Here is a 24214-nt window from a genome sequence, read left to right as displayed (position 1 = left end):
ACTATTTGGCGGTGCATTTCTTTTTGTGGCTTTTTCACGGGCTGCTTTCTGCTAGGTCCTGGGTGGTTTACCGGATCACAGATTAGACAGGCAAGTTCATTCTTGGATTGTTAGATCCCGAATTTGGACTGTTAGACAGCCAGTTCGGATGATTACATGCCCCATTTGGATTGTTAGACAGCAAATTTGGACCGTAAGACTAAAAAAACCCTCGGCGCAGTGACGAAATCGAACGCTTTGAGCCCTGCCTCACAATGTCTCACTAAAAAAAGCCGGTTTTCAAATGAAAACCGGCTTCAACCTTGCATTATTCAGACATCCACTCAACCAGTTCCGGATGATTGGACCAGACAAATCCATATTCCATGAAGTACTCAACCGCTTCATACTCTTGCCCGAATTCCTCCGGCTCTTTCGGCAGCTTGCGTTTGCCGGCCAGAACATCGTAGATGACCGGATTCACGTTTTTCGCCTTTTGAGCAAGTCTTTCAACCGCAGGAGTCATTCCTTTTAACGCGAATTCCACAAGCAGCATGTTGTAGGCGCCTGCCGCAAAGTCCGTTTCATCGAATTTTTTGAGAAGAGCTTTCGCTTTTTTGTGCTCTCCTGCATCCATGTACATGACAAACAGCGTATAGCGCACGCCCTGACTGTCCATCTCGTTCAGCTCGAGCAGCTCCTCGCACTGTTTGATTGCTTCTGCCAGGTTGCCCATTGCCGCTTCAAGAATCGCATAGTTGAACTTGGAGCGCATATAAGGTCTCGTTTCGATCAATCCCCAGAACATGCCTTTATCCTGCTTGAAGATTTCCTTGCCGAGGTCCGCCTCGCCGGCTTCCATTCCCTGTTTATAAAGCTCAAGCTGCTTGGCAGGATCACTCTCTGCCTCTCCCAGCATATTGAAGGCATCAGGGTGGAACGGGTAAATCTCCATCGCCTGTTTGGCCAGTTTCACTCTTTGCTGAGGAGAACTCTCCATTGCTTCATAGATCAGTTCCTGAGCACGCGCGCGGTCTGCATCGCTGTACTTCTTCGCATCACCTTTTTCAGCCACTGTGATGCTGTCCTCAGTGAGGTCCGCCTCAAGCTCAGCTTTTATTTCTTTATATACCTTTGAAAGAGAGCTTGTGCTGACTTCGTAAAGCTCCGCAATTTTTTTCTGGGTCATTCCCTGCTTGTACATATGCTTTTCAACAAAGTAATGCATACCCGCTGAGTAAATGACCTCTTTTTTGATGGTTGGCTTTACACTGTGAAGATATTGGTGCATCAAAGTAAATGCCTTTTCGGCAGTTTCCAGTGGCACCTGGGCTCGCAGAAGATTATTTTGCATTTTAAATGCAGCCATTTTATACAAGGGCTCATCCCAAACCAGCTCATCTGCTTCTACCTGAGGTTCTTCTTCCACTACCTCAGACTCTTCTTCCACAGGCTCCGTCAGCATGGAAATCAGCATTTCCGGGAACTGATCCGCCATAAATGCGCCGATGTCGTCGAACGTGCTCTCTTCGAAAAGCTTGAGCGTCAGTTTTTTGTTAAACTCCGTCTGCGCTTCTTCAAATTCAAGCTGCATCATGAAATACGTATAGTAGTCTCCAAATGGCAGCAGGTACCCAAGAAGCATCGCGCCGGATTTAAAGGAATGGGTTCCCTCGTCCACGCGCACATCTTTCACTTCTTCTGTAAACAGATCTTTCACTGTGTATCTTTCATCGTCTGTTACGTGTTCCACGACAGAGAACGTCGGAACAGCGCCAGCCCATTTTTCAAGCTGTGTCATCGTTACCGGTCTCACGTTTTCATGGCGTTTTTTCTCTATAAAGGCTTCTAAGACAGTCCCGCTTCCAACATTCACTGAAAAAACAGCCCAGACAAGGAGTGAACCGTAAATCTGCTGATCCTCGCCTATGTTAAATTTGCTCATCTTCTCTCTGACAGCCTTGTCCATTTCTCTTGAATAAACAGAGGAGGCGAACTGCATCAGCTCTCCCTGCATCTTTTCAAGGTCAGCATGACGAATCGCTTCAATTGACGTTACTTTATTCATACAGCATTTCTTATATTTTTTTCCGCTGCCGCAGTGGCACGCGTCATTTCTTCCAATATCCATTTGTAGACTCCTTTAAATCCTTATTCCCTCATCTATTGTGCCAGTTATCGGGGAATAATTCAACGAGCATATCAAAAGCGGAAGCGCCTCGTTCAGATCCGAAAGGCAGATAAGAATCCGCCGGAAAAGTCCGGTTTTGACTTTTTTGGCGGATTTGTTCTGACAGAGGATCTAGGCGCTGGAGCTGGACGCAGATAATTTCTTCATTAAATTCACGACTTTATATTCCTTATAATTTCATAAATAATGAAAAAACCGCAGATGGAGGTCTGCGGTTTTGTAAATCAAGCAGCTTAACCAACTTGATCTGATTTCTTATAAATATACATGCTTTGATCTTCACCGTAGGCAAAATGAATATCATGTCCGACGCGGTTCAGTGTCGGAATAAGCGTATTGTGATACTCTTCCTCTTTAATATCATTAAAATAAAGCCTGAGCGCTTCTGCACATTCGGAGTCTGTCAGAGATAAATCCTCAAAGCAGGCGCGGAGAAAGTTTTTGTTCAGGATGAAATATTCATGTACATCATAAAGAATATGGTCCAGATTAGACAAAGGATTCACTCCCTAAAAAGAATTACTCTAATTATGGACAACTTTTTGAAGTTTATACATGTTTTCCTGCTTTCCGTAAATCTACAAGCGTTATTTCACTTCGCACCCCGAACCTCAGATTCCAGTGCGCCTGGCCGATTCCTTTTGAGATGTACAAATAACGTCCGCCCACTTCATGAAATCCCTTATAAATTCCGCGCTTTGCAAGCTCTCCCTTAGAGATGAACTTAAAAAACAGTGGAATGTTAAATTGCTTTCCGTGAAGGTGCCCGGACATCATAAAATCAAATGGTTTATCCACTTCTGCAAGGTCGTTAGGATCGTGGCACAAAACGATTCTCGGTTTATTCGATGATACATTTGAAAAGGCTTTTTCCACGCCAAACTCGTCTTCTCTGTAAAAATCCAGTCCAATTAACGAAAAATCCTCAAGCTCAATTGACTCATTAACCAGCACTTGCACTCCCTTTTCCTCAAGCCACTCGCGCAGCAGGAGACTCAAATGAAATGTCCGGTAGTCATGATTTCCAAAAACCGCATAAACAGGAATATCATGCTCCCTAAAGGCTGTGAGGTACGCCTCAAGGCGCGGAATGTAACTTTCCCGAGCCGTAAAATCACCGGTGACAAAGACATAATCAGGGTTTTCACGCTTTACAACGTCTCTAATTTTTTCAGAAGGAATCCTGTTTCTTTCAATATGAATGTCCGACAAATGAAGAATTTTTTTATCAATCCCTAGCGGTACGTCCACTCTTTCAACCTTCAGCCATTTTGTCGGCACAACGAACAATAAGTAAAACACCCCTGTGCATCCAGCAAGGAACCAAATGAATTCAGCCATACGATCCCCCATTTTTTCTATTTCCTACAGTTTACTAAAGGTTGCCGGGAATTAGTATTAAAAAACAGCCAAGTTCCATCAGGAACCCGGCTGCAGCATACTAATATACGTCGTATCCTTCATAAGACTCTGCCACATACACAGGCAGCTCCCACATTTCCTCCTGCCTGTCGAGATAATTCAGGACAAGCTGCTGGGCATGTCCGGATTTCAGCTGAAAGCTCTCCACACTGCCTTGAATTTCGATTTGCTCTCTGTTTTGAAATTCAATCATTGTTTTGCTGCCTTTCAGAAACGGCTTTTTTGCATACCGATAGGAAATCCACATGCAGTCCTCATGATCCGGCGACAGCGTCGGCAGCATGCAGATCCGGTAACCAGGAGACAGACAGATCGGCAACATTTTCTTCCCCGGCAGTATCAGCTTTGCGGCGTCCACCATTCCCTGATACGAAGCACCTGCATGAACACAGCTGCGCTCCATAATCGCTCTTGGAGACATTTTGATCATTCTTTTTTTGTACAGCTCATGAACAATCGTCCAGCGTTCTCCTCTCTCAGAAAAAATCGGCTTTAATACCATCGTTTCTCTCCATACCGTATAGCTTTCTTCAGCAAGCATTCTCTCCACCTCTTTTTTGTTTTTATGAAATATTTTCCACCCTCCTGTTCATCATACAAAATTTTGCTTTAATAGGTAATATTGACTATTAAAAATTTACTATATTAAAACAATCCTTTACAATCCAAACAAAAAGACCTCAGCTAGAGGCCTCATTCAAACTCCCACACAATCTTCCAATCTCCCTTTTCCTTAACGGCATAAACATTCTGGCGGACATCAAACGTGCCGAATTTGCTTTTAAACGTCTGCCTTACCTGAACAAGGCGCGCCTCATTAAACACCGGGGCTCCCTTCGCCATCCTCCATCTCCTGACTTTTTTCTGCTTCTCAATCTCAAACGTAAACGTAGACACTCCGTAATGGCTCATATAAATATGAGCACGCTCCGTTACATAAGCATTTTTCGTAAACCGGTCCTTCATCAGAGGATGAAACAGCTCCCAGGCATCTCCGAAGTTTCCGTTCTGCTCCATCCTGTAAAAATCCTGCACAGCCTCCTTCGGCGATGAAGGAGAAAACAAGTGAAACACACCATAGATTAACAGCCCTGCCGCACAAACAAGCAGCACGGGAACAACCGGCCATTGCCTTCGTCTTCGCATTGGGGACGTACCTCCTGTGGATGCTAAGACAAGTTTATGAAGGGGGGAGGTGAAAAAGAACTGGGTGAAGTCCTGCTTTATAGTTCCCTCACCAGATAAACTTTCAACGATTGATGGCTTTATTCCCTCTTTTTAGTGCCCTCAACGGCTTACTTTCAGATCTTGATGGTTCTATTACCGCTTATCAGTGCCATCAACAGCTTACTTTCAAAGCTTGATGGTTCTATTACCGCTTATCAGTGCCATCAACAGCTTACTTTCAAAGCTTGATGGTTCTATTACCGCTTATCAGTGCCATCAACAGCTTATTTTTAAAGCTTGATGGTTCTATTACCGCTTATCAGTGCCACCAACAGCTTACTTTCAAAGCTTGATGGTTCTATTACCACTTATCAGTGACCTCAACAGCTTATCTTCAGCGCTTGATGGTTCTATTACCGCTTATCAGTGCCATCAACAGCTTACTTTCAAAGCTTGATGGTTCTATTACCGCTTATCAGTGCCACCAACAGCTTACTTTCAAAGCTTGATGGTTCTATTACCGCTTATTAGTGCCATCAACAGCTTACTTTCAAAGCTTGATGGTTCTATTACCGCTTATCAGTGCCATCAACAGCTTACTTTCAAAGCTTGATGGTTCTATTACCGCTTATCAGTGCCATCAACAGCTTACTTTTAAAGCTTGATGGTTCTATTACCGCTTATCAGTGCCATCAACAGCTTACTTTCAAAGCTTGATGGTTCTATTACCGCTTATCAGTGCCATCAACAGCTTACTTTCAAAGCTTGATGGTTCTATTACCGCTTATCAGTGCCATCAACAGCTTACTTTCAGATCTTGATGGTTCTATTACCGCTTATTAGTGCCCCCAACAGCTTATCTTCAGCGCTTGATGGTTCTATTACTTCCAGCTCCCAACTCCTTCAATCCCAACAAAAAAAGATGCACTGCTAACGGCGCACCTTTTCTTTCACTCTATTATTTTTCACAAGCAATAAAATCTTTATCCCGGTCACTCTTTTTGTTGGCTTCATATAAATCTTTTGAAACATGCGGCTTATACTTTGTTTTGCCGCCTTTGTTTTTTACGCTTGAAGACTTGGCCACTCCGCCTTTGTAGTCTTTGTTAAGCTCTGTGCAGTTCTTGTACGTTTTTACTTTCGCTTTCGCTTCTGCTGAATCCGGTGCAGCGGAAACGCCCAACGCCAGACCCATAGATAGAGTTACAGCTAAAAATCGCTTCATATGTAGTTATTTCCTCTCATGTCTTTTTCCTTATAATAAGGCATAAATTGTATTTAAACAAGACACAATTTAATTTTTTCTAATGAGGAAAAATAAGAGAGAAGCAGCAGCTAAACTACTAATCAGATTGCCCCAACCTCCGGCCAATGCAGCACAACCCCATTCTTCTCAAGCATAGATTGATAGCTTCGCAACAAATCTTCCTGCTCAAGAACCTCCTTAGGCGTCACATTGTGATCAGCTGCAAATGCTGCAAGGTAACCTGCACTTTCACCGATATTCCATTCAACTGGATGGACTCTGAAGCATCCGTTTGTCAGGTGGGTTGTGCCGATGTTTTTGCAGGCAGGAAGCAGGTTTTGAAGCCGCACAGGAATAAGCGAGCCGAGCGGGATTTCAAACGGGAAGCTTTCTGCATAGAAAAAGGTATTTGTTTCAATGGTTGGATGCAGATCGATCCGGTAACAGCCGATGCCGACGCTGTCTTTTACTTTTTTAATGGAGTCCCGCAGATTTGCATTGATATCTTCTTCCACTACGGTGTGAACCGCTTTGATTCGGCGAGATTCCCGTATATACGGATACTTCGCAAACCCGTCATCCGTTCCAAGTACATCTCCTCTCATCCGAAGCCCCGGGTAGCCTTTGCCGCCATCTGACCTAGGTGCCTCAGTCTGCAGCCAATACAAGAGCGAGTAGCCGAGCTGCTTGGACTGATACAAATGCTTTTCTTTTTCATCTGCATCCACATCAATAATGGAACCGAGCCAATAATCGTTTTGGGGCCAGTTGATTAGAGAAATATCCCCTTCATAGAGGTCCTGATAAGATGATTGATCCGCAATTCTCCGGTAGTCCCACAGCCCCCATGAATCTCCATGAGAGAACATTGAAAACTCCTTTGAGCTGCCTGTATGAGCATCCGGAATAAACCAGCACAGCTGCTTATGCTTCAAAAAGGGAGCCTGATACTCCTTCCAGAATTCATACTGAGCCGGCTTTTCAATGGTGAAATCCTCTCCCTCAATGTGCTCAAGAGCAAAGACAAACGTAAAGGACTGCATATCCTGCGGACGGCTCACTTCACCTGCATGCTCCTCACCCGTTTCCGCTCGTGACTCCGCACCGGTTACGTATTCAGCACCTGTCAGGGGAAGTAAATCTCCGCATTCTGTTGCATCAATGAAAAAAGGTCCCTTTAACAAAATACGTTCACCTGTTCCGGTCTTTTCAACGGTAACAGACTGAATCACATCGTTTTCAACCTCCGCATCAACAGGCACAGCTGAATATATAACAGAAATGCGTCCGCTGTTCACATAAGGTGACAGCATTTCGTTCATAATGCTCAAAGCCACTTTCGGCTCGTGTGACAGTCTGCTGACCCAGGCATTCCCAGGGTTAAGAACTGGATTTTCTTTTTCCTCCTGCTTCAAGGGATAGTTTTTCCGGTAATACTCCCTTACACGATTGCGAAACTCCCTGTATGTTCTTGTGCAGCCAAACTGCTCAATCCACGGGTGCTCATCCGGCGGAACAGCCTGACTCGTCAGCTGACCCCCAAGCCAGTCTGTTTCTTCCGTTAAAATGACCTTCTTGCGAGATTTGGCTGCAGAAAATGCGGCGAGTGTTCCGCCGAGGCTCCCGCCAATAATGATGATATCCGCCTTCATTTCCGTCATGGCTGTTTCCCCCTATGTAAAGATGTCCTCCCGCATGTTGGGGAGGACCTTTCCATTATTGAGCCAGGTACCTTCTGGCATCATCAAGCTGCTTTTCAATCTGAGTTTTCACATTCGGATCTGCGTGCATATTGACCGTGTTTAAAAGCTTTTCGGCTTGATCAATATGTTTCAGCGCTTGTTCTTTCTGCGATTTCTCTAATTTAGCCCGTGCCTGCTTCAGCTGAACATCAATGATTTTTGCATGCTGCGGTTCAAGTCCCTTTTTCGCAACGTAAATTTCACTCATTTTACGTGAAAGCTCCTCTAACGCGACAGTGGCTGACTGAACCGGATTTCTGTGCGGCACAATCGCGCTGTTCCGCTGCGGTCCAAGAGCAAGCGCATGGAAATGCTGGTCCTGAAGCGTATGGTAGGCGAACTGAACCTGCCCTGCTGCTCCTGTATTGCCTATTGCGTCCGCCTGGCTGACGAGAAGCTCATCGTCAAACCCTACAAACGGGGCAAGTCCAATGTAGGATAAAACAGGATATGTCATGCGCTCAATGAATTCACGGGATGTCCGCTCCACATAGTTTGTATCCACTGAATAGACCATCGGTGTGATAAAGTCCAGCTGTCCGGCGTTTACCCATTCCACCCAGTTTTGGAATTTCGCATCAATGGCATCTGATACTTCCGGGAAAACGGCAGTTGAAAGATCGACTTGTTTGCCGTTCATTTCACCGCGAATCCGCTCAACAAATGTAGAAATCTGCCTTTCTCTCCATTTGTTCCACTTATCCCAGTTTTCAGGATCACTTGCAGGCGTTATCTCAAGCGGGTCAACACCTGCTTCTTTCTTAAATTCTCCGCGTGTATAGTCATCATAGCTGAAGCCGACATCGTACGGCTGGCTCACAGGATAGCGGATATAGTCTAAATGCAGGCCTTCTACCTCATATTCATCCGTCATTTCATTAAAAACAGTTGATAAAAAGTTCCGCGCTTCAGGATGTGCCGGATTCAGCCAGTAGTAGCCAACCTCTTTCTTAGATGGCAAATCACCCTGACGGTCAACTGCCGCCCATTCCGGATGTTTTTCTAAAACAGGGCCGGGAGGATTCAGTGATTCATGTCCGACAAAAAAGGTATGAACCCACGCGTGCACTTCAATACCGCGTTTTTTAGCCTCTTCGACAAATACATCTAACGGATCCCAGCCCTTAAACTGCGGGTTCTGTTCAGCTTTTGTGCTTGGGTAAATCGTATAGCCGTGGAAGTACGTTTCAAGGAAAAGAAGGTTATAGTTTGCAGCTTCCAGACGATCAAGCGTTTTTATAATCTCCTCACGATTCTTTTCAATAGGGCGGTGCCAAACTCCCCGGGCATCTACTTTTTTAGATTCTACACTGTAAAAATAAGCTTCTTTTGAAAGAAGGGCCGCCTGTTCGGAAAGCTCCATCGTGCTCTCCCAGTTCTCATCTGCAAAAGCACGTCTCGCTTCCTCAATCACTTTTTCCGCTTCAGCAATTTTAGCTTCAGCATCCGCTTCCGGAATATCAAGGAATTGTTCTTTTGCAGAGGCAAGTGAAGCTTTTGCTTTGTTCAGAACCAGTTCCGCTGCATTGATATAGGCACTCGCATCAATGACAGCCGTTACAGTCTTATTTTCCTCATTAAATGTCACTTTAGCTCCAACCTGTGTATATTTCAGCAGCCAGTCCTTCCCCTTTCCGTGTCCTGACAGCACAAAGCCATCATCCGGAATCGGCGAGTTGCTTCCGGACATTTCAACAACAATGCCATTGCGGACAATGACTTCAGCACCGTACTGATTGGTTCCGGTTGTGTCATAGCCGTAATCCTTTGTATAAACGATTAGCTCATCTGCGCCGCGTCCGCCCGGGAATTCAAACGGCGCCTCCGGATTCAGCTTGTTAAAGGAGGTTGTCGATTCTTTTCTCGGTTCTGAAATCACGTCATAGAGGATCTCAGTCCGTTCACCCAGCTTCACATTGGCTAAAAGCCACGTGCGGGCTTCACCGTGTCCGGAAAGGACATATCCGTCTGCAGGAATCTTTGCATCCGCCAGTCCCAACCCGGCATCTCTAACTTCTGTCACCACATCATTTTTAACAATAATCTCAATACCCCACTGATTGTTTTTAGTAGAGATCCCAAACTCCGGTGTATACACAATCAGCTGATTTGCCTCGCGGATTTTGTTGAACCCGCTGATTTGGTAGGTCTGTCCATTTTGCGCCTTTATCAGATTTTCCTTAAATGCTGCCTGCGGCTGTAAACTTGGGTAGTATGAAAGAACAAATGCAGCAATCACAGCAAAAACAATCCACGTTTTAACCCGTTTGCTCATGAAAAATTTCTCCCCTTCTCACCTTTGATAAAGAACATCCCCATTGTTCTTTTTCGTTCAGCTTCCCCCCGCTCACCTCCTCAAAGTAAACCCGATCTCAAACGTCCGATTCCAAGGCAAATGAATGTCCTCTACATCAAAATAAAAACCTGTTTCACCTTTAAAACTTTCCACCGTCTTTAAAAATTCAGCGCTGACAAGCTTCACAAGTTCCTCTAGATTCGCATTCTCTTCATCAATCTGCTTTCTCACGGCCTGCCTCACAACCGTTTGATACAGATAATCCTCAGCCGCTCTCGCTAAGAGCTGCTCCTGGTGCTTCCTTTCTGTATGAAGCCCTTTCTTTACAGCTAAATGCCGCAGACAAGCCTGTGATACAACCGTTCCCAGAGTGTTTCCCGCCGTATTCCATGCACCAAATCCTGAAAGCTCCAGCAGATTGACTTTTTCCAAAAGCGGCTTCATCATCGCAGGATCTGCTCCATTTGCATAGGCAAGGTCCGCGACAGCAACCGGTTTTGTACGGAGATAGTACTTCAATCGCGCAATCCACTCACCCACGTTCCGGTCAGCTGTATGAACGCCGCCAAGATGCTTCTGCAGGGCAAGATCTCCCTGCGCTTTTCCCGGAACATTCACGGCGAGCAAGATCTCGGCTTCAGCTGCCGAATCAACCGTATGGCTGCCGGCTGCAAAAATCTGGCCTTTTACAGACTCCGCGATCGGCCTGTCTTCATACATGGCGTGAAGAAGTGCACCCTTCTCACCGCTGTAGAACGGGTAGAAGCGAGGCTGGATTTCGTTTTCAAGCTGATAAATCATCCTCGCGGCGAGTGTTGAGGCCACCTCATCTGCTCCAGGGTATATGAGCACTCTGGATGATAGCCCGCGCTCCAGCACTTCACCTGCAAGCACTTCCTGTTCCCTGATATTAAAGCCATATTCAGCTGTATCATCCTGGGGGAAAACAAGAAAATCGAGAATCTCATCCTCCACATAATCAAGCAGCTGAAGATTGATTTTGAAATTCCTCTCTCTTGTTTCGGTATAATCCGACAAAATTCCCTGGGGAATACGAAGCTGATCCACTGTCTTTTTTGACACTTCATCCCCTGTCTTTTCATAGCGGTGACTGTGGTACGAATAAGTCCAAAGCTCTTCCCCGTACTGATTCCAATACTCTTTTTCTTCCTCATTCACATAATTGTTGGAAATCCTCATTGTGGAGCTAAACGCATAGAGCGGTTTATCTGGATACCGAACTTTTATTTCTTTCAAAAGTTGCAGTTTTTTCGCCAGTTCTTCTATCAAAGCAGCACTGACCCTCGAAGGTACAAGCCCTCCATATAGCAGCATATCAATAGAAAGAATAAACCCGCCCACTTCATCCGCTGTCTGAAGCAGCCACTTCCTGTGATCTTCAATCTTCCCCGGCTCTTTCAAAAATCCCAGGGATCCTTTGTCCGGCGCAATGATCTCCCATCCACCAATCTGCGCAAGATGGATAGGCAAATCCCTTGTCACGGGGCGCGCATCAACAGGCAATAAAGCCAATTTACAGTTCACACTCTCACCTCATTTGAAAAGGGAGATGATCATCCACCTCCCCTTCTTTTATCCTTTCACAGCACCTTTCATGGCACCGTCAATAAAGTATTTCTGCATCGCTACAAAGAAAAGAATAATTGGCAAGATCGAAATGATGGAACCTGCGGCAATCAGCCTCCAGTTGCTTGAAAAGCTTCCTGCAAGCATGTTCACTCCAAGCGGCAGTGTGTACATGTTCTGATCATTTGTAATGATCAGCGGCCACAGAAAATCTCCCCACGCCATGACAAAAATAAAGATCGCAAGCGTCACGACAGAAGGCTTCACAAGCGGCATAAGGATTTTCCACCAAATCTGAAACGCATTCGCTCCGTCCATCCTCGCAGACTCATCCAGCTCATACGGAATCGTCAAAAAGGCCTGCCTCATGAGGAAAATACCAAACGCTGTTGTCGCATGAGGAAGAACGAGACCGGCATACGTGTTCTGCAGTCCAAGATCAAGCGACAGCAAATAGATCGGAATCATGAGCAGTTGAAACGGAATCATCATCGTACTGATGATCAGCAGGAAAACAAGGTTTTTCCCTCTGAAGTTCATCCGGGCAAGTGGATACGCAGCAAGTGAGCACAGCACAATGTTTAGCAGAACCGTCAGCACCGATACGATGACGCTGTTCCCCAGATACCGCCAAAACGGGAAGGTGTCCATCACCTGCGTGTAATTGCTGAGCGTCGGGTTTTCCGGAATGAACTGCGGCGGATAGGCAAAAATATTTTCACTGCCCGATTTTAAAGATGTTGCAAGCAGCCAAAGAAATGGACCGACTGTCAGGAAAGTGACGAAGATCAGCAGGGCATACGTCAAAGTCAGCCGGACGATCTTTTTCGCATTCCATTTTTTCTTCATGTTTACTTTAACCCCGACTGCACTTGATTGATTTCGCTGAAGTTCCATTGCCTCACCCCCTCATCGCCGTTTCGCGTTTATTCATGAACTTGATATTCAAGATTGAAAAGACAAGTGTAATCAGGAATAAAATGACTCCCCCGGCACTCGCATATCCCATCTTTAAATTCTCAAATGCTTCTTGGTAAATATAGAAAACCAGCGTTTTTGTACTGTTCAGAGGTCCGCCGCCTGTCATGACATAAATCTCTTCAAACACCTTCATCGCTGAAATGGAAGACATAATCGTCACGATCATAATGGACGGCATTAACAGCGGAATCGTAATATGGAGAATCTGCTTCCACTTGCTTGCACCGTCGATGTCGGCCGCCTCATAGAGATCTCCAGGAATGGCCTGCAGTCCCGCCAAATAAATAACCATATAATAGCCAAGGCCCTTCCAGACTGTTACCGCCATAACTGCAAATATTGAGGTTGAGGTTGAAGTAAGCCAGTGTACCGGTTCTCCGATAATCCCAAGTGATTCAAGAAAATAATTCAGCACACCCTGATCTGCGTACACCCATTTCCATGTAATCCCGACAACGACCATTGATGTAACAACAGGTATGTAATAGGCGGACCTGAAAAAAGCAATTCCCCTGATCTGCTGGTTTACAAGAATCGCAATAAAAATAGGAAGGATGACAAGTGCGGGAACCACTATGACCAAATAAAGCAGCGTCTGCCCGAGCACCTTCCAAAACAGCTCATCTTCAAACAAATTCTGATAATTTTCCGTTCCGATAAATTCCGCCTCTGTCACCATGTTGTAGTTGGTGAAGCTGAGCCAGATTGCCTGCAGCATCGGATAAAAAATGAATGCTCCAAGAATGACGCAGCCCGGAAGCAGGAACAGATACGGTGTTATTTTCCCTTGCTTCATCGCCCGCTCACCCCGCTTTTTAATGAATGGAAAACAAGCTGTGCCGCGCCAATCATTCCCGCCTGGTTTCCAAGAACAGCGGGAATAACCCTGACACCTTCCACCCGTTTCAGTAATCGATTCCACCAGTGCTCCTTGGACTCAATAATTCCTCCGCCAATGATCACAGCATCTGGATCGATGCCATGAGCAATATTTTCAATAAAAACCCCCAAATACTCCATATATTCCTCAACAACCGGAACCACTTCCTGATCGCCACCTGCATACAAATCAAAGACAGCTGATCCCCGGACCTGCTTCCAGCCGGTGCGTTCATTGATCATGGCGTTCAGAGCCGTTCCTGACAGGTACTGCTCCGCACAGCCTCTCCGTCCGCAGTTGCACGGACGTCCATTTGGAACAAGGACAACATGTCCCCACTCGCCGCTCTGGTGATGAGCACCAGATAGCACGGTTCCCCGTATTCGGTTTGCCCCGCCAACACCCGTGCCAAGGGTCAGCATCACCAAGTCTTCCTCCCCATAATGCAAAGCCTCTCCCCACAGAGCAGCATTTGCATCATTAACAGCAAACACCGGCAGCTTATACATATCTTCAAAAACCTTCTTAAGATTGACTCCCTGCCACCCTGGGAGGTTTGACGTTGCAAAAACAACCTCTCCCGTCCGTTCATTGATTCTGCCGGCTGATCCAATCCCAATTCCAATCACCTTGTCTGTTTCTGTGAGAAGGGAATCAATGACGAACGAAGCAGCAGACACGATCCCTTCTCTGCCCTCATCGACAGGTGTTACGGTTTCAAAACGATTTAACATAACCCCACGCTGATCCGTTATACATCCTTTTATTTTCGTCCCGCCAATATCCAGTCCTATCACGTACACCTCTGCCATCCCCCCGGAAAACATGCGTCAGTAGATTTTCTTTACAACGGCCTGTGCCGTTTTTTCTTTCATGAGCAGAGACGCAGATTTGTTTCGTAATGCAAGCCCTGTACACAACAAATCAATCACAAAAAGCTGGGAAATCTTTGCCCCAAGTGACCCGCCTTCAAGCGGGGATTCCTTCCCTCCGCTAATCAGCACACAGTCTGCAAGCCTTGTAATCGGTGAACGGGCGTAATACGTCACGGCAATCACTTTCGCTCCGTTATCGCTGGCAATTTTCAGCGATTCCAGCGTATCCTTCGTGCTTCCTGACACACTCAGGCCAATGACAAGATCTTCTTCAGTCAATGTCGCTGCCGTCATCGCCTGAATGTGCGGATCAATAATGGCATCCGTCCGTCTCCCGATCCTCAAAAAACGGTTTTTAGCATCCTGAGCGGTAAGCCCTGAAGTGCCGACTCCGAAAAAATGAACCGATTTTGCTTCAGACAAAAGAACGAGTGCTTCCTCCAGCTTTTTTTCATCCAGCAGCTGAACCGTTTCATCGATAACTTGCTTCGTGTGAGCCGCAATGGACGTAATCAGTCCGTTCGGCTGCTCTCCGCTGTCTTCTTCCTGCTCCTGCTGGGACAAATCCTTCGCAATCGCAAGCTTGAACTCCTGGTATCCCTTGGTCCCGATTTTCCGGCAGAACCTGAGAACCGTCGTGTCGCCGACCTCAGCCGCATCCGCCAGATCCGTTACCGAGAAATACAGAATTTGATCCATGTGTTCAAGAACATAGACAGCCACTTTCTGCTCTGACTTTGTTAAAGAGGGGTAATAGCTGTTAATGAGACCAGCTAGCTTCCCTTTTGATGTAAATGTTTCCGTCAATTCGATCTCCTCTTTCCAGTAAACCGTCAGTAAAAGTTTTCGTAATCAGCTGCGGCCTTGTAATGGCAGAGCCGACAACGACCGCATGGGCGCCGGCTGCAAGAGCCCTTGCCGCATCCTTCGGTGTTCCGATCCTACCTTCTGCAATCACCGGAACGTTCACGCTTTGTGCAGCTTCTTGTATTAATGTAAAATCAGGACCCGTTTCCTGTCTTGAATAGGAGGTATAACCCGAGAGCGTCGTCGAAACGCAGTCACACCCGATTTTATCCGCGTAAAGAGCCTCTTCAAGCGTAGAAATATCCGCCATGACAAGCACATGGTGCTGATGGATATAAGAGACAAGCCCTTCTAGTGTCTCACCCGATGGACGTTTTCTCTTCGTTGCATCCAGAGCAATCATCTCAACACCTGCTGCTATCAGCTCATCCGCTTCCCGCTTTGTGGCGGTAATGTAGATTTCGCTGTCCCCATAATCCCGTTTGACAATGCCAATCACCGGCAAATCGATTTCCTGTTTAATCGCTAGAATATCCTCTTTACTGTTGGCCCTGATGGCAGCTGCTCCGCCTTCTTTTGCCGCCTTTGCCATCTTTGCCATTATAGCCGGACCGTGCAGCGGCTCTTCTTTTAGCGCCTGACAAGAAACGATCAACTTTCCCTTTATCTGACTGAATAGATTCTCCATCCTGTGCTCCCCGTAACTTTGACATGAACCCGTTTGTGGAAAAAAGAAGGGAGTTTCCCCCCTTCCCTGCCTTATTGACTTAAAATTTCATTCCATTTATCTTCTGCCTGCTTGAGAGCATCATCAACGGACATTTCTCCAAGCATCGCAGCCTGCATCGCTTCATTCATGGCATTTTTCAGTTCATCGTAGCCCTTTATTGGCGGAACAAGCACTTCACTTTCTTTCAGCTGCTCAGCTGAAACGATGCGTGCCTCATCAATCGGAGTCGCATTTTCAGGAAGCTCTGTGAAATAAGGGTCCTCAAGCGCTGACTCAACGGACGGCAGGATTGTAGTCAATTTATCAAACTCAATTTGGTTCTCAGCATTCGTCAGGAAAACAGAGAATTCAACAGCCGCATCCTGATGCTCGCTCTGCTTTGGCACCACAAGGTTCATAGCCGCTACGTTCTTCTTGTTCGTTTCACCGGTAATCGATACAGCCGTCTTTGTCGCTGCAAGCACATCCGGCGCATTTTCTTTAACTGTGTTCAGGAACTGCGGACCGCTCGCAAGAATGGCAAGCTGGCCTGCCTGGTACATATCAATCGCTTTTCCATGGCCTTCTGTCAGCACTTCGCGCGGGATCAGATCCGCTTTGTATAAATCCATATAATATTGAAACGCTGCTTTTCCATCAGGAGTATTGAATGCAGCCTCTGTCATCTCTTCATTTGTCAGATCGACGCCCTTCATCACCATCGTTTCAAGGAGGTGGCTTCCGTCAAACGGAGGGAAGAACGCATATTTACCCGTCTTTTCTTTAATCGTTTTAGAAACTTCTGCAAGCTCTTCGAACGTTGCAGGCGGCTTATTCGGATCAAGCCCTGCCTCTTCAAAAATCTTCGTATTGTACATAGTTACCTGCGAAGAAAGGTACCACGGAATGCCGAACGTTTTTCCGTCAAACGTATTGGACTTCCATACGCCTTCAAAATACTGGCTCTTCACATCATCCGCAACCGCCTCATCCATGTCGACGAGCGCATCAAGCTCAGCAAGCTTTGCCGCAAACTGCGGGTTCAGGTTTGCTACATCAGGAGCCGTTTTAGAGGCAACAGATGCAAGAATCTTTTTCTCCATGTCTCCCCACGGAACATCCACCCACTTGACCTTAATGTTTTCATTCTCTTTTTCAAAATCAGCAATGACGCCGTTAATATAGTCATCAAATGTCGGAGACAGCTGCATCGTCCAGAATTCAATCTCAATCGGTCCATCTGATTTCTTATCATCTGAACTCGCTTTCTCTGTGCCGTCGCTGCAGGCTGCTGCAAACATCAGCATAAATACGGTCAATCCAAGAATAAGTAAACGCAAGCTTTTCTTCACCTTTTCATCCCCCTTGATTGGCAAAAAATAATAACGCTTCTTCTAAGTGATCCTTCCAGAAAGTCCATACGTGATCTTCGTCTTTTTCTATGTACGACAACTGAGCCTCTTTTTCAGTCCATGCCTTTCGCATCAGGCGATTGCGCGTAAGAATCCATAAGCGCTGACGGCTGATCGGAGTAACAAAATCATCCTCCTTCAAACCAACAAGCTGATGAACATGGAGATTTCTGTGCTTGCCGAGCGCGTTTACCTCCTCCAAATGAACAGGAGAAAATGCGGCAGACTGCAGCAGCAAATGCGTCCAGATCTTAGGATCCCTAAGAAAAATGGAAACACTCACCGCTCCCCCGAGCGAATCACCAAGCATCCCCTGCTTCACCGCACGCTTACCGCAAAGCACTTGATCAGCCACAAATGGAAGCAGCTCCTCCAGGAAGAAAGTCACATATTCGCCGTGAGTATCCCCATTCGGATGGTAGCAGGCGTACCTTTGCATGGAATCACCCGGCGGAACAAGCACAATCAGCAGCGGCTTCCCCATAAGCCCGCCGAGCTTCTGCTCGAGCTCCCCAATCTCCAGATAATCCAGCCCATCCTGCACATACAGAACGTAAACGCTCTCATTTTGCTCAAAGGCCTGATTCGAAAGCAAATAAAACCGCATCTCCCTTTGCAGACATCGACTGAAAAAATCAATTTCTCGAAGTTTAAAAGACACATCGAACTTCCTCTCACCCCTGAATCATAGACAGCCGCCTATTGATAAGAAGTATAACACTTATTCTGAATTGTGTGAATATTCTCTTCAAATTTTTTTTATTTGGTGGAGAATTGCTCCAAAAAAAAAGGTTCAGTCCACTTAGCATTTACGTGTTAATGCAGTGCGAAACTGACGGCTTCTTGAGAAAAGGAAAAGAGCCAATCATTTGATTGGCTCAAGTTTAATAGTTGAATAGAAATGACTTGAAGTTTTTCAAGAAGAAATATTTATTTGAGGATTTATAAGGTTGCGGGGATCATTTCGCCAATTTCTTCATCACGGCGATGTCTCTTTCGTTCATCACTGTTTTTTCCCAAGTATGCTCCTGATTGGCTTCTAAAATTTCGAATCTGGCGATGATCTCTGAGTGACGCTCGTTGTCTTCCTCGCGTATTTGTCGGAGTTGTTCCTGCACGGAAAGCTGCGAGTTTTTTATTCCGTCTATTTCAGTTTTCATTTCAGTTATGTCTGTTTTCATTTCTTTGATTTCTTTCTTTACTCCAGTTATGTCTGTTTTCATTTCTTGGATTTCTGTCTTTACTCCAGTTAGTTCTGTTTTCATTTCTTTGACTTCTGTCTTAATTCCGGTTATTTCCGTTCTCATTTCATGTATTTCTGCTTTCACTCCGGTTAATTCTGCTTTTACTTCAGTGATCTCGCTTCTTATCTCGCTCTTAAAGCTTCCCATCATTGTGATAAGAGTTGAGATCATTTCTTCCATTCGATCTGCTTGTTCCTGATTCATTCCTTCACCTCCATTCTTCTTTCATTATACGTCTCCTTACCATACTGTCAAAAATTCAAAATTGATTTTTCTTCACTTAAAAGTATACAACTCTTATGAGAATATACCCATTATTACCTAAGATAGATATAAGTAAAAATGCCTTAATCTGGAATACGATTCACCTTTGCATCATAAATATTGAAAAGACAATTGTGAATGCTTTTTTCCATATTACTTTAGGAGGTTATGATGGGAGCATTTTTATTTTTTATTGGTTTCCTGACTCTTCTTACTTGTTTTGTTTGGTTAGTTGTAAATCTCATTAGGAAAAAGCCAGTGAAGAAGCTGGGCATAGGCATAGCGGCTGGAATAATTCTTGCAGCTGCTGGTATATCTTTGCCGAGAAGCGAAGAAGAACTTACTGTCATGATTGAAGACGAAAAAGTTACTTACACCGAGCTGGCAGAAAAGATTGAGCAAAAGGAAGCTGAGCTTATTGAGGTTAAAGAAAAGAGCAGAAAAGAAGAAGCAACGTTTAATGAAGAAGTTGACAGTATAAACAAAGAGCTTGAATCCAGGAAAAAAGAGCACGGCGAAGTGATTGCACTAATAGAAACAAAAAGTAAAATCGAAGAAGAGATAAAAGCAGCAAATGAAAAACTGAGTACGATTCAAGGCCAGCTCGATCAACAGGTGAAAGATGGACAGGCTATCATTGACGCAAAGTTAAAAGAATCGCAAACGGAATTGGAAGCTGCACAAGGAAAAGTAAAAACGTTAAACAATGAAATTGAATCAAAGAAGAAAGAGTTATCAGCCATCGAAGGCGGGATAAAAGAGAAGAAAGATGCTCCAAAGATCTTGCCTGCAGGATTTTTTACAGTAGGAAAGGACATTCCCGAAGGACGCTATAAAGTGGTGGCTGTCGGACAGGGGAGTAATTTTGTTGTCTATGACTCAACTGGAGGATTAATCGCCAATACCATCATAGGCAATATGGAGGGACTCGGGGTAAAAGAGTATGTAATTGGAATTGTTGAAGGGTATATGATTGAGGCAAATGATTCCTTTAAGTTTATTCCGGTAGAATAGTTTAAGGGTCAGTCCCGCTTCGCATTAACGTGTTAATGCAACGCGGGACTGACCCCTTTTCTATTAAAACCCTTCCCCATCCTGAGCTTCGTCAGCCACCTCTTCCTCAGAATCGGCTGGTTCTTCAAGTTCCGGATTTTCTTCAACAGGTACATCTTCTGCAGGCTGCTCTTCATAGTACCCATCCGGATATTCAGGATTTTCTTCTATATACTCGTCTTCGGCTGCCGGCATGTCTTCAGCCGGCTCATCCCACATTTCTTCAGTGTAATCATCTGCGGGGACATCCTCATACTCTTCGATGTACTCATCATCCGTATAATCCTCATCATAGTATGGATCTTCAGGTGTTTGGGAGTCATACTCTTCGTAGTATTCATCTTCAGGAGTACTGGAATCCTCATACTCCTCACTGTATTCACCGCCGTCGAAATAATACTCGTTATCATATAGATCCTGATAAAAATACAGTCCGTCCGCTGTATAGAACAGTGCTGCCACTTCCTCTGCCGTCATCGGCTGATTGACCCATTCTGTGACCTGATCCATCACTTGATAGAGCGGAATGCTGAACCCGATGTTAACCTCCTGATTATCCCGCGCAGAGTTAATCGCAATGGCCTTTTCAGTATGTTTATCAAGGAGAGGCCCTCCGCTGCTGCCGGGAGCAATAGGAGCTGAAATCTGATATATCCCCTCGTATTCATGAGGAGGAATATAGAATGTCCGGCCGACCCCGCTGATATTACCCAGTGTCGCCGTGTTCTCATAACCCTTTGGGCTTCCAAGCGCAATCACTTCGTCCCCTAACTTAGAAGGTTCTCCAAGCTCCAGTTCCAGCGGCTCCTGACCGGCAAGCTCAGCCACTCTGATTACCGCAATATCCACTTCATTGCTGTAGCCAATGACCGAACCCGTCAGCTCCTCCCCCTGGCTGCTTCGGACTGTGACATCCAGACTGCCTTCAACAACATGCGCATTTGTCAAAATGTCACCTGATCCATTAATCAAAAAGCCGGATCCCTGGCTGTAATCACTGAAAATCGTGAACACCTTTGGCTGTGCATCCTGGATGATCTCCGATACTTCTTTCGGCGCTTTTTTCACTTCCGCTGCTGCCGGCACCGCCTCCGGTTTCTTTACCGGCTCCTTTTTCACTTGAGATTCAGTCGGCTGCTCCCTGATTGTTTTTTCTGCCGCCATTTTCTCCACCGGCTTTTGTTCCGTTAATTCCAGTCCTAAATATCCGATGACCCCAGCACAAATGAGCAGCATCGTGATGGTTAAAGCCCACAATCCCTTGCCTGCCTTCTGCTTTCTCTTATTTCCGCATCCCGTACAATACGCAGACCTCTGCGATACCGGACTTCCACATTTCGGACAATACAATCCGCCACCCCCGTAAAAGGACTATTTTACTAGTTTCATTGTATAAGAGCTTAGTTGATTTTACAACTTTTACCTTTATACAATTTAGCGTCTTTTTGCCATCTTTATATTCACCCTTTTTTCTTCACCAGCTCCAGAACACGTTTATCAAATTCAGCATCCGTAATTTCTTTCCTGATAACCTTCTCCACCAATTCTTTTTGTTCGGCAGTAATGTAATTACCTTCGAGCTCAATGCTTGCCTTGGCCTGTTCCAATGCCTTTTTAACTAACATATACCTATGACACATCCTTTACTTAGCAAATGAAAATACAGCAGAATGAGCAATGATTTTTAAAAAAATGGTTTCTCATTAATTGCATACACATATTTTTTGAAAAATAATCCCTATATATAGTAAAACATTCTTTATTTTTCTTTTCGTTATATTCTCTATTTCTTGAACGGGCATTCGACCATTGGAAGAAAACATTTTTAATCCGAAAGAGGGCAAGTACATATATATATCGCAGTCTTAAAGAAACAAAATTAAAAAGAGCTGCTAGAAAGTCAAATTTCATTGACTTTCCTAACAGCTTCTTTGTTCTTACTCTGCTTTAAATGAGGCAGCAGTTCTTGAGCTTTCCTGCTGCTCTGTTTGGGTGACACTCACGTAAACCTTGCCGCTTTTTTTACCTAACTGCTTAATAGAAACAACAGCTGAAGAACCAGTAGAAGTCTTTGAACCTAAGTGGGTTCCTTTTGACGCTGCGTTGTAAACTTTGATGACACTGCCTTTAGATACTCCGCTGACCGTCACAGTGTCTGCTTTGTTTTTATTGTTCACAACTTTAATGTTTGAAGCTTTTGGGGCATCAGAAACTTCTCCCAGGAAAGAGGCGGCTGTTCTGCTGCTTTCACTCATTCCAGATTTCGTTACTGTCACATACACATAACCTTTTTTGACACCAAGCTGCTTAATGGACACAGAAACATTTGATCCCGAAGATGTAGCCTGTCCAAGCAGTGTACCTTTTGAAGAAGCATTATAGACTTTAACGATATCGCCCTTGGCAAGACCAGAGACAGCCACAATGTCTGCCTTTCCCTTATTGTTAGTTATTTTCATTTGAGACGTTTTTAGTGCGCTAGAAATTTCACCGTTAAAAGATGCTGCGGTACGGCTGCTTTCTAACATTCCCGGCTTTGTCACAGACACATAGACTTTTCCGGATTTAGTTCCCAATTGCTTTATGGTTACGGTAGCTGACGTTCCTGCAGATGTTACCTGACCAAGTAATGATCCCTTTGAAGAGGCATTGTACACTTTCACTATGTCCCCTTTAGCTATTCCAGAAACGGAGACGGTGTCTGATTTCCCAGTGTTATTGGTAACTTTGATTTGTTCTGTTTTAAGATCAGTTGATTTCATGGAGATTTTAAATTCGTATGGTTTACCCGCTGTTGAAGAAGCGTCCTCTATTACATAATAATAAATACCTTTTTTCAAATAAAGTTGATGGGTTGCATATCCCGATGCCAAATCCCCATAATCTGTATACAATTCGTCAGCAATTACTGTATTCCCACTTTTAATACTTCCCTCCCATTTAGTGCGGGGAGTTTGCTTCATGGATAGCACAATATTGCCATCCGCTGGGACGGTAAATTTAAATACATCCAGATCACTCGAATCAACGAGAGTACCTTTATAAATTTGATTTAATACAATTGAGTTTGCAGATGAAAGAGTATTATTATTTTCTTTTTCGTAATAAGAAGATGCCGTAAAACCTGCTTTGATTTCATATGGAGTATCTTCAGAACTGAAGTTGTCTTCAATGTTTATGTAGTAAGTTCCTTTTGGCAAACCTACTTGAACTGAAGCATCCCCTTCTACAAGTTCATCTCCCGACGATCGCACCATCTGATACACATATCCCTCACTGTTAAGGATTTGAGCATCCCAAGAAACGTTAGCCTTCTGCTTTACATTTAACGTGACGTTTCCATCTGAGGGCAGGATAATTTTATATACATCCCGATCAATGCTTGTAGATAATGTTCCCTTGTAATATTCGTTCAAATTCATATGATTAGCAGAAGATAAGGAGTCATTAAATTCTTTTTCATAGTTTTTGCTAGAAACAAATCCCACTCTTACTTCGTAAGGAACATTTATTGAATTATTATTCTCTGAGACATTAATGTAATAGTCTCCTTTTGGAAGACCAACTTCTGCTGTTGCAAAACCTTCTACTAATTCGCTATCGTTTGTAATAAATACTTGGTAAACGTCCCCCTGTTTATTCTGAATGTGCGCCTCCCAGCGAACACCGGCTTTCTGTTTTACGGATAAGGTTACGTTTCCGTCTGAAGGAAGAGATACTTTATAAAAGTCGTTATCATATTCACCCTGGATGATTCCATTGTATGTTTGGTTCAGCGCAATTGGATTTGAATATGCAATACTGTTGTTAAATTCTTTTTCATAGGAATTACTCTCTTTAAAATTCAATTTAAATTCATATTTTTGCTGATCGGCATAATACTCATCAGCAATTTCTAGATAGTAGGTTCCTTTTGGCAGTCCTGCTTCTATTGTTTTGTAACCATCTACTAATCCACTGTAATCTGAATATCCATTATTTAAAATCTCTCCAGCGCCATTAAGAATACTGACCTTCCATTGAACACCAGCTTTATTTTTAATATCTAATGAAACATTGCCATCTTTAAGTATAGTAAACTTGTAATAATTACTTTTATCATCCTTCAGCTGACCTGTGTATGTTTTATCAACATCAATTAATACAGCATTACCAGAAGCAGAGACCTCTGGACTTTTGACCCCTAATATGTAAGTAAAAAGTAGAAAAACAACAATAAAGCCTTTAAACATTCGTTTCAATAGATTCATCTCCTATAGGTAATTATTCATGAGTATTTTATACTATTATCCGCATATTAGATATACTTTCGTGAATAAAATTAAAACATACAAGACATATATTTTTAATCCAGCAACT

The 24214-nt window shown here is 44.4% G+C and carries 21 protein-coding genes; 1 reads left to right on the top strand and 20 read right to left on the bottom strand.

Annotation, left to right across the window (positions count from 1 at the left end):
• Nucleotides 1-307 precede the first annotated feature (307 nt).
• From MHB63_10645 to MHB63_10565, 17 genes are all read right to left on the bottom strand, one after another.
• Nucleotides 308-2110 (bottom strand): SEC-C domain-containing protein, encoded by a 1803-nt coding sequence (locus MHB63_10645; GenBank protein ID MEK3806990.1) that lies wholly within the window; start codon nucleotides 2108-2110, stop codon nucleotides 308-310.
• Between the two features lie 293 nt (nucleotides 2111-2403).
• Nucleotides 2404-2667, bottom strand: coding sequence for a hypothetical protein (locus MHB63_10640; GenBank protein MEK3806989.1), 264 nt, complete (start codon nucleotides 2665-2667; stop codon nucleotides 2404-2406).
• Nucleotides 2668-2719: 52 nt separating this feature from the next.
• Nucleotides 2720-3511 carry a metallophosphoesterase gene (locus MHB63_10635; GenBank protein ID MEK3806988.1) on the bottom strand — a complete coding sequence of 264 codons (792 nt, stop codon included), beginning with the start codon at nucleotides 3509-3511 and terminating at the stop codon, nucleotides 2720-2722.
• 100 nt (nucleotides 3512-3611) lie between these two features.
• Nucleotides 3612-4133 carry a competence protein ComK gene (locus MHB63_10630; protein ID MEK3806987.1) on the bottom strand — a complete coding sequence of 174 codons (522 nt, stop codon included), beginning with the start codon at nucleotides 4131-4133 and terminating at the stop codon, nucleotides 3612-3614.
• 152 nt (nucleotides 4134-4285) lie between these two features.
• Nucleotides 4286-4738, bottom strand: coding sequence for a hypothetical protein (locus MHB63_10625; GenBank protein ID MEK3806986.1), 453 nt, complete (start codon nucleotides 4736-4738; stop codon nucleotides 4286-4288).
• Nucleotides 4739-5717: 979 nt separating this feature from the next.
• Nucleotides 5718-5984 (bottom strand): excalibur calcium-binding domain-containing protein, encoded by a 267-nt coding sequence (locus tag MHB63_10620; GenBank protein ID MEK3806985.1) that lies wholly within the window; start codon nucleotides 5982-5984, stop codon nucleotides 5718-5720.
• Nucleotides 5985-6106: 122 nt separating this feature from the next.
• Nucleotides 6107-7666 (bottom strand): FAD-dependent oxidoreductase, encoded by a 1560-nt coding sequence (locus tag MHB63_10615; GenBank protein MEK3806984.1) that lies wholly within the window; start codon nucleotides 7664-7666, stop codon nucleotides 6107-6109.
• A 55-nt stretch (nucleotides 7667-7721) separates the two neighbouring features.
• Nucleotides 7722-10022, bottom strand: coding sequence for a family 10 glycosylhydrolase (locus MHB63_10610; protein MEK3806983.1), 2301 nt, complete (start codon nucleotides 10020-10022; stop codon nucleotides 7722-7724).
• A gap of 72 nt (nucleotides 10023-10094) precedes the next feature.
• The gene (locus MHB63_10605) at nucleotides 10095-11588 is read right to left on the bottom strand and encodes a DUF4127 family protein (GenBank protein MEK3806982.1); all 1494 of its coding nucleotides are present in this window, start codon (nucleotides 11586-11588) and stop codon (nucleotides 10095-10097) included.
• A gap of 48 nt (nucleotides 11589-11636) precedes the next feature.
• Nucleotides 11637-12527: a carbohydrate ABC transporter permease gene (locus MHB63_10600; protein MEK3806981.1), complete on the bottom strand. Its 891-nt coding sequence runs from the start codon at nucleotides 12525-12527 to the stop codon at nucleotides 11637-11639.
• Between the two features lie 4 nt (nucleotides 12528-12531).
• The gene (locus MHB63_10595; protein ID MEK3806980.1) at nucleotides 12532-13407 is read right to left on the bottom strand and encodes a sugar ABC transporter permease; all 876 of its coding nucleotides are present in this window, start codon (nucleotides 13405-13407) and stop codon (nucleotides 12532-12534) included.
• Nucleotides 13404-14294 (bottom strand): ROK family protein, encoded by an 891-nt coding sequence (locus MHB63_10590; protein ID MEK3806979.1) that lies wholly within the window; start codon nucleotides 14292-14294, stop codon nucleotides 13404-13406. The genes MHB63_10595 and MHB63_10590 overlap by 4 nt, the downstream gene beginning before the upstream one ends.
• A 27-nt stretch (nucleotides 14295-14321) precedes the next feature.
• Entirely contained in the window at nucleotides 14322-15173 is an 852-nt protein-coding gene (locus MHB63_10585; GenBank protein MEK3806978.1) for a MurR/RpiR family transcriptional regulator, read from the bottom strand.
• Nucleotides 15127-15861, bottom strand: a complete 735-nt coding sequence (locus MHB63_10580) for an N-acetylmannosamine-6-phosphate 2-epimerase (GenBank protein ID MEK3806977.1) — start codon at nucleotides 15859-15861, stop codon at nucleotides 15127-15129. The genes MHB63_10585 and MHB63_10580 overlap by 47 nt, the downstream gene beginning before the upstream one ends.
• A gap of 71 nt (nucleotides 15862-15932) precedes the next feature.
• Nucleotides 15933-17234, bottom strand: a complete 1302-nt coding sequence (locus MHB63_10575) for an ABC transporter substrate-binding protein (protein MEK3806976.1) — start codon at nucleotides 17232-17234, stop codon at nucleotides 15933-15935.
• 4 nt (nucleotides 17235-17238) lie between these two features.
• The gene (locus MHB63_10570; protein ID MEK3806975.1) at nucleotides 17239-17955 is read right to left on the bottom strand and encodes an alpha/beta hydrolase-fold protein; all 717 of its coding nucleotides are present in this window, start codon (nucleotides 17953-17955) and stop codon (nucleotides 17239-17241) included.
• Between the two features lie 298 nt (nucleotides 17956-18253).
• Nucleotides 18254-18742: a hypothetical protein gene (locus MHB63_10565; protein ID MEK3806974.1), complete on the bottom strand. Its 489-nt coding sequence runs from the start codon at nucleotides 18740-18742 to the stop codon at nucleotides 18254-18256.
• 318 nt (nucleotides 18743-19060) lie between these two features.
• Between MHB63_10565 and MHB63_10560 the strand changes: the two genes are divergently transcribed.
• On the top strand, nucleotides 19061-19816 hold the full coding sequence (locus tag MHB63_10560) for a hypothetical protein (GenBank protein MEK3806973.1): 756 nt from the start codon (nucleotides 19061-19063) through the stop codon (nucleotides 19814-19816).
• Nucleotides 19817-19879: 63 nt separating this feature from the next.
• Here MHB63_10560 and MHB63_10555 read toward each other — a convergent pair whose 3' ends face one another.
• The 3 genes from MHB63_10555 to MHB63_10545 form a co-directional block, all read right to left on the bottom strand.
• On the bottom strand, nucleotides 19880-21112 hold the full coding sequence (locus MHB63_10555; GenBank protein ID MEK3806972.1) for a trypsin-like peptidase domain-containing protein: 1233 nt from the start codon (nucleotides 21110-21112) through the stop codon (nucleotides 19880-19882).
• Nucleotides 21113-21315: 203 nt separating this feature from the next.
• Nucleotides 21316-21480, bottom strand: a complete 165-nt coding sequence (locus tag MHB63_10550; GenBank protein ID MEK3806971.1) for a hypothetical protein — start codon at nucleotides 21478-21480, stop codon at nucleotides 21316-21318.
• 312 nt (nucleotides 21481-21792) lie between these two features.
• A complete protein-coding gene (locus MHB63_10545; protein ID MEK3806970.1) occupies nucleotides 21793-24096 on the bottom strand; it encodes a hypothetical protein in 2304 nt (767 codons plus the stop codon).
• Nucleotides 24097-24214 lie beyond the last annotated feature (118 nt).

It is taken from the genome of Bacillus sp. FSL H8-0547, assembly GCA_038002745.1.
Classification (GTDB): domain Bacteria; phylum Bacillota; class Bacilli; order Bacillales; family Bacillaceae; genus Bacillus_P.
Note: the sequence above shows the minus strand (reverse complement) of the source record. Positions and strands in the feature narration are given on the sequence as shown.

Excerpts from the sequence above, each read along its gene's own strand:
- MHB63_10645 (MEK3806990.1), bottom strand. The coding sequence starts at position 2,110 with ATGGATATTGGAAGAAATGACGCGTGCCACTGCGGCAGCGGAAAAAAA.
- MHB63_10635 (MEK3806988.1), bottom strand. The coding sequence starts at position 3,511 with ATGGCTGAATTCATTTGGTTCCTTGCTGGATGCACAGGGGTGTTTTAC.
- MHB63_10630 (MEK3806987.1), bottom strand. The coding sequence starts at position 4,133 with ATGCTTGCTGAAGAAAGCTATACGGTATGGAGAGAAACGATGGTATTA.
- MHB63_10625 (MEK3806986.1), bottom strand. The coding sequence starts at position 4,738 with ATGCGAAGACGAAGGCAATGGCCGGTTGTTCCCGTGCTGCTTGTTTGT.
- MHB63_10620 (MEK3806985.1), bottom strand. The coding sequence starts at position 5,984 with ATGAAGCGATTTTTAGCTGTAACTCTATCTATGGGTCTGGCGTTGGGC.
- MHB63_10615 (MEK3806984.1), bottom strand. The coding sequence starts at position 7,666 with ATGACGGAAATGAAGGCGGATATCATCATTATTGGCGGGAGCCTCGGC.
- MHB63_10610 (MEK3806983.1), bottom strand. The coding sequence starts at position 10,022 with ATGAGCAAACGGGTTAAAACGTGGATTGTTTTTGCTGTGATTGCTGCA.
- MHB63_10600 (MEK3806981.1), bottom strand. The coding sequence starts at position 12,527 with ATGGAACTTCAGCGAAATCAATCAAGTGCAGTCGGGGTTAAAGTAAAC.
- MHB63_10595 (MEK3806980.1), bottom strand. The coding sequence starts at position 13,407 with ATGAAGCAAGGGAAAATAACACCGTATCTGTTCCTGCTTCCGGGCTGC.
- MHB63_10580 (MEK3806977.1), bottom strand. The coding sequence starts at position 15,861 with ATGGAGAATCTATTCAGTCAGATAAAGGGAAAGTTGATCGTTTCTTGT.
- MHB63_10565 (MEK3806974.1), bottom strand. The coding sequence starts at position 18,742 with ATGAATCAGGAACAAGCAGATCGAATGGAAGAAATGATCTCAACTCTT.
- MHB63_10550 (MEK3806971.1), bottom strand. The coding sequence starts at position 21,480 with ATGTTAGTTAAAAAGGCATTGGAACAGGCCAAGGCAAGCATTGAGCTC.